Here is a 13,255-nt window from a genome sequence, read left to right as displayed (position 1 = left end):
GCGTGATGCTGGAATGACACCATTGTTGACTGGCAAAACGGTACCCTTAATTTGTCCTATTACCATTGGTATGAGTTTAGGTTATGCAGAAAGTCCAATGAGGTTTTTCAACATTATGCTACAATTCATTGTGCTGCTATACATCACAATAGGGTAAAATAAAGACTAGCATAACGAACTTAGACTGTACTAGAAGTTATATGCGGGAGTGATGAGACTTGAACTCATGACCTCATGCGTGACAGGCATGCGCTCTAACCAACTGAGCTACACCCCCATTTCCTTTTAGCGTTTCTGACTTTAAAGTTAATAAACATGTTGCCTTTTGTCAACGTTTTTTGTTTACACTTTGTTGCCTTTTATATTACTATATAAGTAACTTGATTTCACACATGGCTATACAAATAGTCCTGTTAGGGTTATGCCATGGAGGGTAAACTATTTGGAGGAATGAATATGGTAAACTTACCCGAGGTCACTATACGTGATTTAGCTAGGTCTGGTGTACATTTTGGTCATAAAGTTAGTCGCTGGAATGCGAAAATGGCTCCATACATATATGGGGTGCATCAAGAGAATCGTATACATATAATTGATTTGCGAAAGACATCGCCATTACTACAGGTGGCAATGAAGGCCCTATATGAGGTTGCATCTCAAGGTGGTCGCATCTTATTTGTTGGTACAAAATTTCAGGCTTTGGATATTATTGCAAGTGAAGCAGTTCGTTGTGGTCAATATTATGTAAATTATCGATGGCTTGGCGGTATGCTTACTAATTGGGGAACTGTCTCTTCTTCAATAAAAACACTAATTAAATACGAAAAAATACTAAATGATGAAAATAGTGTTTTAACGAAGAAAGAATTGGGAAATATTGAAAAGAAAAGACAAAAGCTTGATAAGGCGCTAGGTGGCATTAGAGAGATGGGAGCAATTCCAGACATTTTGTTCATCATTGATACTAATAAAGAGCATATTGCAGTTAAGGAGGCGAAAAAATTGGGAATTCCAATAGTTGCAGTACTTGATACTAACTCTGATCCAGATGATATTACTTATCCTATACCAGGGAATGATGACTCAAGAAAATCGATAGAACTCTATTGTAGGTTGGCTGCAGACTTTATATTGACTGGAATAGAATCTAGTTTAGCAAGATCTGGAGTTAAGGTTGGTGATATAAAGGGCGATGAGTTTATTCAAGAAAAAGGAGACAATATTGTACAGATAAAAAAGGGACACGGTAAAATTTATAAAGAGGATGAAAAGGGGGTAGTAACGAATGAAGATGAATCCAGATAGTATAAAGGAACTACGTAATAGAACAGGGCTTGGTTTAAGTGATTGTAAGAAAGCATTAGAGGAATGTAATGGTGATATCAGACGAGCCATTGATAGGTTATGTGCAATAGGACTTGCTAAGGCTGACAAAAGGTTTGATAGAGTAACTTCAGATGGGCTAATTGCTATGCATTTGGCTGAAAATCGTGGCGTATTGATTGAACTCAATTGTGAGACTGATTTTGTTGCAAGAAATGAGAAATTTATAGAACTAATCTCGAATTTAGCATCAATTGCTTATCAAGAACGCTGTACTAGCGTTGATGAGTTAAAAAATGCCAAATATGGAGGCATTGGTACGGTGCAGGAAGCTATCATAAATGGTATATCTGTCCTTAGTGAAAAGTTAGAGCTGAGCAAGCTTTGTTACCTGGAAGCTCAGAACGGAATTGTTGCTGGTTATGTACATGGTAATGTGTGTGGCCTTGGTAAAACTGGTGCTTTAGTAGCATTGCAATCATCCGGTGATAAGTCAAAGTTGCAAGAAGCTGGAAGACAAATAGCGATGCAAGTAGTTGCTATGAAGCCCGAAGCTCTTTCTATAGATGACTTAGATCAAGCAAAGTTGAACAATGAACGTTTTATAATTGAAAAACAGGTGAAAAGCTTAAATAAACCTGAAGAGGTGACAAAGAAAATAGTAGATGGTCGAATGGCTAAATATTATGAAGAAGTTGTTTTACTAGAACAGAAGTTTATAAGGGATGATAAAATGAAAATTTCCGATTTTATCAAAGTGAGCGAGTCGAGTGTAAACTCTACTGTCAAATTGTTTGATTATAAGTTACTTATTTTAGGTAGCAGAGATTAAATAGTTGAAAATGACTCCCTCAACAGGTGAAATAAAATACTACAGAGTGTTATTTAAAATCTCTGGCGAGGCTTTGATGGGATCGCGGCCTTATGGTCATGATATGGGGATTATAGATCAATTGTGTAAAGATGTAGCTGATGTTTACAAGCTTGGAGTTCAGGTATGTATTGTTGTTGGTGGTGGTAATATCTTTCGTGGCGCATCTGCATCTTTAAGTGGTTGTGAAAGAGCAAGTAGCGATTATATTGGAATGCTTGCAACTATAATTAATGCTTTGATCTTACAAAAATTTTTAGAGAAAAATTTAGTAGACTCTAGAGTACTATCAGCAATACCCATGGCTACTATATGCGAGCCTTATATCAGAAGGAAAGCTATTCGTCATTTAGAAAAAGGTAGAGTAGTAATCTTTGCGGCAGGTACAGGTAATCCATTTTTTACTACAGATACAGCTGCAGCTTTACGTGCTGTTGAAACAAATTGTGATGTTATTTTAAAAGGTACACAAGTAAGTGGTGTATACTCCGCTGATCCGAAAAAAAATGAGGATGCTGTAATGTATGATAAGCTTTCTTACATGGATTTATTGATTCGTGATTTAAATGTTATGGATGCATCAGCGATCTCACTTGCACGTGAGAATTCCGTTCCAATTATAGTTTTTTCTTTGAAAGAAGAAAAAATAGTCAATATTGTTAAGGGTCGTGGCACTTATACTATAGTTTCAGATTATAAATGATAGGTAATTTATGTTGAATGAAGTAAGAACTAAAACAAAAGAAAGGATGCTAAAAACTATTCATTCCTTTCATGATGACATTAAAGGTATACGCACCGGTAGAGCTAGCCCATCATTGCTTGACGGCATAGTTGTGAATATCTATGGAGGACATCAAAAACTGAATCAAGTTGCCGGTGTTTCAATGACGGACAATAAAACATTGTCAATTAAAGTTTGGGACATTAGTGTTATAGGTGAAGTGAAAAATGCTGTATTGAATGCCAATCTAGATTTAGATCCTGTTGTCGAAGGTAATACTGTACGTATAACCCTTCCAGATTTAACGCAAGAAACACGTGAAAGATTAGTGAAATTATTGCACCAGTTTGCTGAAAATGCGCGGGTCGCCATTAGAAATATACGTAGAGATATTATGGAAGAAATAGAGAAAATGCAGGAAAGTAAAGAAATCTCAGAAGATGATTTTCATAGTGCTAAAAAGGAAATACAGAATATTACTGATGATAATATCAAAAAGATTGATAGTGAATTATCTATTAAAGAAAAAGATATACTAAATCACTAAGTTGATATGAAAGAAGCCTTCAATAGTAAAAAAAAACGAATTACATACAGGGGTATCACCCGAGTAGCTGATATGCAGCTGTACAAACATTTGTCAGCGGAGGCAGTGTGTTAGCTATTTTTGCCTCAAATACAAAGGTGTCATCCCAGTGCTTAACGCTGAGATCCAGCTTTTCATACAATCTTATCAAAGACGTTTGTTTTAGCATAAGACAGCTATTTTTATGCTTATCAGCTCAGTGTGCTCACTTGCAATCAAATTTCTGGATTCCAGTGTCGGAACACTGGAATGGTACCATTCTGGTAGCACAATATTCGTATGGCTGTGTGTCAGTTACTTTTATGACATCGGGTGAACTCTAAATGTTGAATCTCGAGTTTCTACCAAAACACTTAGCCATCATTATGGATGGCAATGGTCGATGGGCAAACAACCAAGGGAGGGTAAAAATTGATGGTTATAGAAAGGGCAGCGAGGTTGCATATGATATTGCTAAGCATTGCACAACCCTAGCCATACCTTATTTGACTTTGTATGCATTTTCCATGGAGAATTGGCTTAGGCCTAAAGAAGAAACTGACCATCTATTTGATTTATTTTACTCTGTTCTAACTGACGAGAATAAAATCAATTTCATTTGCAATTATAATATTAAGCTGAGTTTTATTGGCAATTTAAGTTTACTACCAAAAAAAATACTTGATCAAATTAGAAAAGCAGAGGAAATAACACATAAGAACGATGGTTTATTACTTACTGTAGCGGTCAGCTACGGAGCAAAGCAAGAAATTATACACGCTATAAGCAATATTGTGAAAAAAAATATTGCTCGTGTATCAGAAGACGAATTTGAAAAATTTCTATATACTAAAGATTTGCCGAGGCTGGATTTGTTAATTCGCACTGGTGGTGAAAAAAGGTTAAGTAACTTTTTATTATGGCAAGCGGCTTACGCTGAATTGTATTTTTGTGATACTTTGTGGCCTGATTTTTCTTGTCAAGATTTGAGTAAAGCATTAGAAGATTATACGAAAAGAGAAAAAAGATATGGCAGATAATAATTTTGTGATTAGAATACTGTCTTCAGTAGTAATATTGTTTATATTTTCTTTTGCTACATATTTCAGTGATTTATCGTTTTACCTGTTAATTTTTTCGATAGCAGTTTTATCTTCTTTTGAATGGTATTACCTAACTCAGGGGAGCAGAATCTTATACGTTTTCGCATTACTGTTGATTGCACTACCAAATGCCTCATTAATATATCTATACAACCTGCCACAGGGAAAATATACATTAGTATGGCTCATCTTAACCATCTGGAGCATTGATATTGCTGCCTACCTATTTGGCAAGAATTTTGGTGGAGCTAAAATTTGTCCAATTATTAGCCCTGGAAAAACTTGGTCGGGACTTCTTGGCGCAATTCTAGCTGGAATAGTGTGTACAATTTTCGGGTCAATATTTTTAGGTTTATTTTCAGTCTTTTATTCTCCAATAGTTGGCCTTGCAATTGCTACTTTAGCACAACTTGGTGATTTTACTGAATCACTCATTAAAAGAGTTTACGATATTAAAGATAGTGGGAGTATAATACCTGGCCATGGAGGAGTACTCGATCGTATGGATAGCTTCATTTTCACTGCTCCCCTTATTGCTATCCATGTAAGCTAGCTAAAAAGAACGAAGTGCTATTTCATCCATGGGTCCTCTTCTTTTCATTAACTGCTTTCACAATGCACCCTGCAACAGATTTAGATTCTTCATTGGATTTAAATTTTTCAGACTCTTCAGATTTAAATTCTTCATTCATTAACCTATTACAATAAGGACAGAATGTTTCGCTTCCTTCTTTATACAAATATATTAATGGATGACCAGAACCATTATTGTTCTCATCACCACGACAACAAACTATTATATCGTTATCCCTCACTGTCATATTGCTCCTTTAGTTTATAATGTCTTATGTATTGAATATACATGTTTGGGAATAGAAAATAAACATTATTCTTCACTTCTTATCCTGCTTAGATTAATCAATTCCTTCTGAACACCCTCTGGCACAAATTTGCTGACACTTTCCCCTAACCTTGCTATTTCTTTTACAAAACTTGATGAAATAAATTGGGTGTCCTCAGAGGCAGGAAGAAATATAGTTTCAATTTCAGGAAGAAGTTTATAATTTACCCAACTCATTTGAAACTCATAATCAAAATCCGACACTGCTCTGAGTCCTCTAATAATGACAGAGGCATTCTGCTCTTTAGCAAACTTCATTAATAGCCCATTAAAAGATACAACATCTGCGTCAATTCCTAGCCTTTTAATTTCATTTTTAGCCATGCTTGTGCGCAACTTTATGTCGAAGGCAGTGTACTTATTAACATTTTCTGCAACACCGATTATTAAATTATCAACTAGCTTACATGCTCTTTTTATTACGTCAATATGTCCAAAGGTGATAGGGTCAAATGTTCCGGGGTAAATTCCTATTCTGTTATTAATGTCCATCCTTTATTTTTATATAAATTACTTTAAAAACTTTTGATAGACATAATAACATTTTTTATCTAAAAATGAAAGCATATGGTTGGCCTGATAGCTCAGTTGGTAGAGCAAAGGACTGAAAATCTTTGTGTCGCTGGTTCGATTCCTGCTCAGGCCACTTTTTCTTTCTTAATAAGTTTACCTTCTTGTTGCGAAATACTCTATTATATGTTATGATATTTATATGAATATTAGTGTAATAAATTATGTTACATAGATATCATAATAAAGTATTTAATATCTCATTAAGTATAATTCTGTTATTCAGCAGCATTGCTTATTCAGGCGCTAGTGAAAATTTGCATTCAATAAATGGTAACATAGTTGTTGGTTTATTAAAAACAGAAGAAGAAACATATCCACATGAGGTTGGCTTGTCTCAAAATATCTACGAGATGTTTAATAACTGGGGAATCAAAACTATACTAATTGATCATAATAAGATAATTAGCCTAAAAAAAATTCAGGCAGAGTCACTTAACCTTGCAAAACAAGATGAAATATTGGCAAGGAAGCTGACATTAGATAGAATAAAAGTTGAAGTTGCAAAGTTTTTTAAAGAGCACAAAATAAATAGAATATTTATTCCAGGAAATTACTGTGATTTACACTCTGAACCTTTTCCTACTACTCCTTGTCGCCAGTTTGTTACTGAAGCAATTGTGAAAATAGTGGATGATAATCCTACAATCCATTTACTTGGCACATGTGGCGGTTTACAAGGTATTATGAATGCAAAAGGAATTGAAGTAGTGAGTGTGTCAAATTTTGTAAGTGGTGAAGAGAAGCAAAGATCTCATTTAAAATCAGCATCTAATCCACAGCAAGAAAGTGTACCTCTCCAGCAGATCAAAATTGTTCCAAACAGTCGTTTAGCAGAAGTGATAGCTAAATTTTTACCACCTGATGAAAATGGCTGGTTTTCAACATGTTTTCCAGATGCTCATTCAGGAACAGTAAGTAATACGCCGGAAAACAGAAAAAAGTTAGAATTACTTAGATATAAGGTTGCAGCATTTTCAAGAGATGGGATAATAGAGGCTATTGAAGATAAGCATGGTAATATTTACTTTCAAAGTCATCCAGAAGTGCTTATTGTGAAGTCAGATAAAAATTTCTATTTATCAAATCACAAGGCTCGCCAAGTTTCAACGCTAGTTGCCATAGCAATTATAAATGATTTTCTTTATCGTGCTTAATGGGCGTTGTAAACGCCTTTGTTAAAGCTCCAATAACCAAAAAGTGTATAAGCACATTTATTTATGTCAGTCATTAGATTCTCGTATAGCCGTATGAGAACCTAGTAGTGAACTTTTCTTTCGTCATGCTAGCACTTACTGTATCGCGTTAAGTTAAGTGTCTTTTAATCTTGCAATCCTTTCAATTTCACTAATGGAAAGACCAGTAAACTTGGCAATAGTGTTGACGTCAAGGTTATTATCCAGCATTGCCTTTGCCACTTCAATTTTTCTTTCTTCTCTCCCTTTCTCTCTGACATCATCAAGCTTTTAAGCTAGGATACCTTCTTCTTTGCGTAGGTCTACTAATCTTTCTTCATACGCTATTAGATCCTTTTTGTTCCAGTGAAACTTGTCTAATTCATCATATGCTAGCTTTATTAGCGAAGCTTTTTCTGCAATATCTATGAGATGTACAGTTCCAGAGTGTGATGGTATGATAAAGTATGAGAAAAAAATACCATCAAAGGGAGAATTATGGGACAAGTATTACATGGGTACGCCAGGACAACAGCGTAGAGCGATACAAAATAGTAAAGAGAGCATAGCAAAACTTTCTAAGTACTATAACCTCAACTATCGTTAAGTGGAGGGGTAGGCTACAATTGTTGCATTTCTTAAGCATACTTTATTGCCATTAGATGACTGCCTCTATGCTCTGCAAACCTCAATCCCACACTTCTAGCTTACATTGTTATTTACAAAGGCACAACATTAGCAGACTACCGGAGTGAAGTTAAACCAAAAAAAGAAATTTAAACAATATCCTACAGGCTATTTTCATATTGATATCGCAGAAGTCAGAACAGAGGAAGGAAAGTTGTATTTGTTTTTTGCAATAGATAGAACATGCAAATTCACCTATGTTAAGCTGCATAAAAGTGCTACAAAACCCATAGCTGCTGAGTTTTTACGTGAGAATTTTACCATATAAAATCCACACTATTTTGACAGATAACAGCATACAATGTACCAACAAAAATGCCATAAGAACGCGTTTCAACACATATTTTATAGGGTTTGTGAAGAGAATGACTTGAAACATCATATAACAAAAGTTAGCCATCCTTGGACGAATGGGCAAGTTGAGCATGTGAATAGGACTTTAAAAAATGCCACGTTAATAAGTATTGTTACCGGTCACATCAGCAACTCAAAGAGCATCTTTACGACTTTGTTGTGGCCTACAATTGCACTAAAAGACTCAAAATTCTTAAGGGTCTTACCCTTTTTGAATTTACATGTTTGCAGTGGACAAAGCCTCCGGAATTGTTACACTAAACCTATACCATCACAGTCCGGGGCTGGTAGATCTTAGAAAAACTGACAAGGGTGCTGTGAAGGTACCCTACAGAAAATTTAGGTATCCATTGAGAACAGTTAAGGTTAGATAATCTTTCATTCATCTCAGATACCTAGCAACTTTTCAAATCACTTTTTCTTACTTTTTATATTTAAATTTCTAAAAAATAGAAGAGTGTACATTTTGTATCACTCTGCTTTTCTCTTTGAAAGTATTAATCCTTTTCTTACTATATTTAGTTTTCAGTACACTTGTTTTTTTAGAGATCTTTTTACTACTACGTTTTTTAAATTGCACATTGGAATCAAAATCTAACTCTCCTTTTTTGTTTGCAAGTTCAGGTAGCCTTCTCTCATCTTGAGGTGTAATGAAAGATAACGCGTGTCCTTCAGCTCCAGCGCGTGCAGCCCTACCTATGCGATGAATATAGTCAGCTTGCGATTGTGGTACATCATAATTAATAACGTGTTGAATGTGGGGAATATCAAGACCACGAGAGGCAACATCTGTTGCAACCATGATTTGATTGCAACCACGACGAAAGGAATTGATGACTCTTTCGCGTTTGTGCTGCCTTAGATCACCATGAATTGCTAAAGTGCTATAGTTATCTTTGCGCAATTTGTTAGCCAGCTGATCTGCTCCTTGCTTTGTTTTTACAAAAATAATGATTGATCCTTCACGTTGACATAGTTGTGTAACAAGTTTGCCATATTTTTCTGATTCTGATGCATAAATAATTTCTTGCTTGATTTTCGTGGAAGTTGTAGCTTCATGCTCAATAGAAACACGTTCTGGTTGACTAAGGTATTTCTCAGCGAGTTTAACTATATCACCAGGAAGAGTTGCAGAGAACATTAGAGTTTGCCGTATTTTTGACAGATATTTCATAATCTCTTCAATTTGAATTCCAAAACCCATATCGAACATACGGTCTGTTTCGTCAAGCACAAGAGTGTTGATATTGTGAGTAATCAAAGTTTTACGTGCAATATGGTCTATAATACGACCAGGAGTACCTATTACAATTCGCGGCTTTTTTCTTAACTGATTTAGCTGCTTGAAGATGGGCTCGCCACCGATTAGTAAGGCAATCTTTAACACAGAATCTTGAAATAAGAGCTTTCTTATCTCATTCGTTACCTGCTGTGCTAACTCTCGGGTTGGTACTATAACTAAGGCTGAACCAGCACTAGACTCATCTAACAGCTTAGCAACCAACGGAATAGCAAACGCCAAAGTTTTTCCAGTTCCTGTTTGAGCGGATCCGAGAATATCTTTACCCTGTAGAGCTAAAGGAATTGCCTGTGTTTGAATCGGAGTTGGAACGGAAAGATTGTACTTGTCTAGAGCTCGCCTGAGCAAAACTGGAAGATTCATCTCCTGAAAGCTACTCACAAAAACTTTTGCCATCAAAATACGATTAATCTTCTAGCAACTTTAAATTTATTGCAGATTTTTTTTCTTCTCCATTTCTACCTCGCTCCTCTTTAAGCTCATAGCTTACTCTTTCTCCTTTTATTCCCTTTTCCTTATTTTCTCCTCTAAGTGAATCAGGTCTTATTCCTGAACGCTCTAACGTACTGATATGTACAAAAACATCACTTCCTTTAGCCTCTGGCTTAATAAAACCATAACCTTTTTCGGCATTAAACCACTTTATATTACCAAATTCCATTTGAACAACTCCTAAAACTGTTAACTAACCTTACTAATGTGATGAAAAACCTTAAAATTATAATTGGGAATGCACAAAGCTTAGCCATTGAAACTAAACTTTTATACTCCATAGTCTACCCTAACATTACACACTCATAGTACACAATTATTGTACCTGATGCAACTAAATTTTCTAATTGTTAAGCGAGCCTGCAACTGTCATTTCACTAACTTTAATCGTTGGTGAATTAAATTGCCCACAAAAAGTTAAATCGCTTGCAACAATTAAATTGCTAAACATGTCTTTTAAATTGCTGGCAACAGTAATCTCGTGTATTGGATACGTTATTTTTCCATTTTCTATAAGAAATCCTGATGCGCCTTGACTGTAATCACCATTAATTAGATTAACACCAAAACCAAACAAATCAGTTATGTATATTCCCTTTTTCACTTCCTTAATTAATTCCTCAAATGATATATTGCTATTTTCAATATAAAAATTACTAGCTATGGGAGCAATTGAGGCATTACCTGCGCGAGTTGCATTTCCAGTTGTTTCCAAGTTTAATTTTTTAGCCGAATATAGATCTAAAATCCAATTTTGTAGTACTCCGTTCTTTACAAGTGTATTTTTCCTGCTGGTTATTCCTTCTCCATCAAATGGTCTTGATTCTATACCTCTTGGCAATAATGGGTCATCAATAATGTTGATTCTATCGTTGAAAATCTGAGTATTTAAACTATTTCTCAAAAAAGAGCTGTTACTTACAATGTTACTGCCATTTATAGCGGAAGCAAAACTTTTCACTAACTCTTTTGCTGCTCTTTTTTCAAAAATGACTGGAAATTTACCAGTTTTGATTGTGCGTGAATTTAATTGGTCAATTGCCCTTTTTCCTGCCTCTTTTCCTATTAATTCTGGTGACTTTAAATCGCCGAAATTACATGCTACATCGTAATCATAACCAACCTTCATTTCACTTTCTTCTCCAGCAACAACGGAAACTTGATTAACAAAGATTGATTTGCTAAATGAGTCAATAAAACCAGAAACGGTAGATAACGCTGTGTTTACTAAGGTATGTGAAGAATAGGCTCCCTCGGAATTGATGATATTTTTATGTTCAAGAGCTGAATTTTCTGCAGCTTCAGCAATCCCTTTTAAATTATCAATAGTTACAACACTATTGTCTAAGATACCTAAGTCTGCAAAAGAGGTATAATTATTTCCACCTATGGCAAAATTAATGTAAGGATCTTCTGGTGCATTCTTTGCCATTTCTACTACTTGATTGATCGTATCACCAAGGTTGTTTAAATCGTTTGTAGAAATATACGCAGCTTTGGTCTTGCCTGCTATAGCTCTAATTCCTATCGTGCAATTCTTAGATTGTGATATTTGTTCAATTTTTGATAGCCGTTGAGAAACTGAAATTTTGTTGGTTTCATATATTGTAACTTCTGCATCTTGGTTCTGCTTTTTTATCAGCTTGACAATATCTGATGCAATATTTAGTATATCCATTTCTTACCCATTAGGTTTCTATAAAGATTCTGCACCACCTATGACTTCGATCAAGTCAGTTGTAATTGCTGCTTGACGAGAACGATTATAAAGCAGTGCTAGCTTATCCAGCATCTCTTTAGTATTTCTATTTGCTGATTCCATTGCAACCATTCTAGCACTATTCTCACTTGCTGCGCTCTCAAGTAAAGCAGAGTAAAGGGCAGCTGCAACGTAACTTTGAATCAAAGATCGTAAAATAAATTCAGTATTTTGTGGCTCATATTCATAGCTGTAATCTGCTATTGAATTAGCCAGAGAGTTATCAATCAAAGATGAATCTTGACTCCATGGTTTTATTGTTTCCAACGTTGGTTTTTGTGTGAAAGTATTATAAAACTTGTTATAGAAAACCTCAATTTTATTGTACTTATTGAGATCCATACTATCAATCAAGGATTCTATATGCCTTAGAGTAATTCCCTTGCTGTTTTCAATTTTTAAAATACTTTTAGAGTCAAACCTATTTTTACCTATATCAAAAGCTTTTTTACCCCAAAATACAATATCTACCCTTCTGCCATTTGTGATTGATTTATTTACATGCTCTTGACTAAATTTGACAATGGAAGAATTAAAGTTGCCGCACAAGCCGTGATCAGATGCAATAATAAATACTAGGTTAGGATCATCATCACTAGTGTTTAAAACTTTTGCCATTAATTCTTGACCAACCGCTAACACTAATGGAGAAACAATGCTATGCAGCTTAGATATATACAATTTTGAACTTGATAGCTTTTTTTTGCTCTGCAATAACTTCGCTGCAGAAACCATTCGCATTACTTTTGTAGTTTTCTGTACAGACCTAATATTCTTAATTCTTGAGGATAATTCCTTTAAGCTCTTCATTCTATATAAAACTCTGGTTTATTAAACATACAACTGTTCATGTCAAAAAACAAGTTCTTTGATATGAAGAAGATATAATACTAACCTTTGTTATTGGGAGGACGAATAGAATATCATGATAAATTGGCTCAAACCTGTAATTATGAGCAAGAAGCGCTAGACCTCTTTACGTAACTATATAACAAACTTTTGACAGAGCATTGGTATTCAATGGAAACAAAAAAACTACTTGACAAAAATTCCCTCAACCCCCTTATTATTACCAGAGCTATTATTTATCTTTAGTCTGTACAGATTAAACGGCAAAAGGCTCAATGTACTTGGCGTCTTATATTTAATTTTTTGTACTATGTGTACCTCATGTCTTTATAAACTTTCAAGGTTTTTACCTAATACAAGCTAAAATGCGTTTGTTAAAGCATTTAAGGCAGTAAAAAACGCTCATTTAAAAGGTAGATAGTAATAACTAGCTAACGGGGTTTCTTTTGCCTTTTTTTTGCTTAGTAAATTTCTTAAGTATTAAAGCAATTCATGAATGAGCATTTATTTTTACAACAAGTGGTATTATTCCAGCACGTAACGCTGGGATGGCTTTATTGCAAAGTAGTCATTTAACTACCG

General features: G+C 34.9%; 13 protein-coding genes, 2 tRNA genes and 2 pseudogenes. 9 read left to right on the top strand and 8 right to left on the bottom strand.

Features of this window, described 5'->3' with window-relative positions:
• Window positions 1–203: 203 nt before the first annotated feature.
• A tRNA-Asp gene (locus tag IHO40_RS03655) sits at window positions 204–277 on the bottom strand.
• A gap of 179 nt (window positions 278–456) precedes the next feature.
• On the opposite strand from IHO40_RS03655, the gene rpsB reads away from it, so the two are divergent.
• From rpsB to IHO40_RS03625, 6 genes are all read left to right on the top strand, one after another.
• Complete coding sequence (gene rpsB / locus IHO40_RS03650) at window positions 457–1,305, top strand: 30S ribosomal protein S2 (protein ID WP_225536810.1); 849 nt, start codon at window positions 457–459, stop codon at window positions 1,303–1,305.
• Window positions 1,286–2,155 (top strand): translation elongation factor Ts, encoded by an 870-nt coding sequence (gene tsf, locus IHO40_RS03645; protein WP_225536809.1) that lies wholly within the window; start codon window positions 1,286–1,288, stop codon window positions 2,153–2,155. The genes rpsB and tsf overlap by 20 nt, the downstream gene beginning before the upstream one ends.
• 10 nt (window positions 2,156–2,165) lie before the next feature.
• Window positions 2,166–2,897: a UMP kinase gene (gene pyrH, locus IHO40_RS03640; protein WP_225536808.1), complete on the top strand. Its 732-nt coding sequence runs from the start codon at window positions 2,166–2,168 to the stop codon at window positions 2,895–2,897.
• A 10-nt stretch (window positions 2,898–2,907) separates the two neighbouring features.
• Window positions 2,908–3,465, top strand: a complete 558-nt coding sequence (gene frr, locus IHO40_RS03635; RefSeq protein ID WP_225536807.1) for a ribosome recycling factor — start codon at window positions 2,908–2,910, stop codon at window positions 3,463–3,465.
• 362 nt (window positions 3,466–3,827) lie between these two features.
• Complete coding sequence (gene uppS / locus IHO40_RS03630) at window positions 3,828–4,523, top strand: polyprenyl diphosphate synthase (protein WP_225536806.1); 696 nt, start codon at window positions 3,828–3,830, stop codon at window positions 4,521–4,523.
• Complete coding sequence (locus tag IHO40_RS03625) at window positions 4,513–5,139, top strand: phosphatidate cytidylyltransferase (protein ID WP_225536805.1); 627 nt, start codon at window positions 4,513–4,515, stop codon at window positions 5,137–5,139. The genes uppS and IHO40_RS03625 overlap by 11 nt, the downstream gene beginning before the upstream one ends.
• A 22-nt stretch (window positions 5,140–5,161) precedes the next feature.
• On the opposite strand, the gene IHO40_RS03620 is transcribed toward IHO40_RS03625, so the two are convergent.
• Both IHO40_RS03620 and coaD read right to left on the bottom strand, forming a co-directional pair.
• Window positions 5,162–5,407: a zinc-finger domain-containing protein gene (locus IHO40_RS03620; RefSeq protein WP_225536804.1), complete on the bottom strand. Its 246-nt coding sequence runs from the start codon at window positions 5,405–5,407 to the stop codon at window positions 5,162–5,164.
• Window positions 5,408–5,472: 65 nt separating this feature from the next.
• Window positions 5,473–5,979 carry a pantetheine-phosphate adenylyltransferase gene (gene coaD, locus IHO40_RS03615; protein ID WP_225536803.1) on the bottom strand — a complete coding sequence of 169 codons (507 nt, stop codon included), beginning with the start codon at window positions 5,977–5,979 and terminating at the stop codon, window positions 5,473–5,475.
• Between the two features lie 81 nt (window positions 5,980–6,060).
• Here coaD and IHO40_RS03610 point away from each other — a divergent pair.
• A tRNA-Phe gene (locus IHO40_RS03610) sits at window positions 6,061–6,133 on the top strand.
• 88 nt (window positions 6,134–6,221) lie between these two features.
• Complete coding sequence (locus tag IHO40_RS03605) at window positions 6,222–7,214, top strand: gamma-glutamyl-gamma-aminobutyrate hydrolase family protein (protein WP_225536802.1); 993 nt, start codon at window positions 6,222–6,224, stop codon at window positions 7,212–7,214.
• A 153-nt stretch (window positions 7,215–7,367) separates the two neighbouring features.
• On the opposite strand, the pseudogene IHO40_RS03600 reads toward IHO40_RS03605, so the two are convergent.
• Window positions 7,368–7,655: pseudogene (locus IHO40_RS03600) on the bottom strand (Rpn family recombination-promoting nuclease/putative transposase); the annotation flags it as partial.
• Window positions 7,656–7,730: 75 nt separating this feature from the next.
• Here IHO40_RS03600 and IHO40_RS03595 point away from each other — a divergent pair.
• Window positions 7,731–8,647: pseudogene (locus IHO40_RS03595) on the top strand (integrase core domain-containing protein).
• 68 nt (window positions 8,648–8,715) lie between these two features.
• On the opposite strand, the gene IHO40_RS03590 reads toward IHO40_RS03595, so the two are convergent.
• The 4 genes from IHO40_RS03590 to atpG all read right to left on the bottom strand — a co-directional run bounded on the left by IHO40_RS03590 (window position 8,716) and on the right by atpG (window position 12,634).
• A complete protein-coding gene (locus IHO40_RS03590; protein WP_225536801.1) occupies window positions 8,716–9,969 on the bottom strand; it encodes a DEAD/DEAH box helicase in 1,254 nt (417 codons plus the stop codon).
• 10 nt (window positions 9,970–9,979) lie between these two features.
• Window positions 9,980–10,234: a cold-shock protein gene (locus tag IHO40_RS03585; protein ID WP_225536800.1), complete on the bottom strand. Its 255-nt coding sequence runs from the start codon at window positions 10,232–10,234 to the stop codon at window positions 9,980–9,982.
• 174 nt (window positions 10,235–10,408) lie between these two features.
• Window positions 10,409–11,743 (bottom strand): TldD/PmbA family protein, encoded by a 1,335-nt coding sequence (locus IHO40_RS03580; protein WP_225536799.1) that lies wholly within the window; start codon window positions 11,741–11,743, stop codon window positions 10,409–10,411.
• 18 nt (window positions 11,744–11,761) lie between these two features.
• Complete coding sequence (gene atpG / locus IHO40_RS03575) at window positions 11,762–12,634, bottom strand: ATP synthase F1 subunit gamma (protein ID WP_225536798.1); 873 nt, start codon at window positions 12,632–12,634, stop codon at window positions 11,762–11,764.
• Window positions 12,635–13,255 lie beyond the last annotated feature (621 nt).

Source organism: Wolbachia endosymbiont of Mansonella ozzardi (genome assembly GCF_020278625.1).
Classification (GTDB): domain Bacteria; phylum Pseudomonadota; class Alphaproteobacteria; order Rickettsiales; family Anaplasmataceae; genus Wolbachia.
Note: the sequence above shows the minus strand (reverse complement) of the source record. Positions and strands in the feature narration are given on the sequence as shown.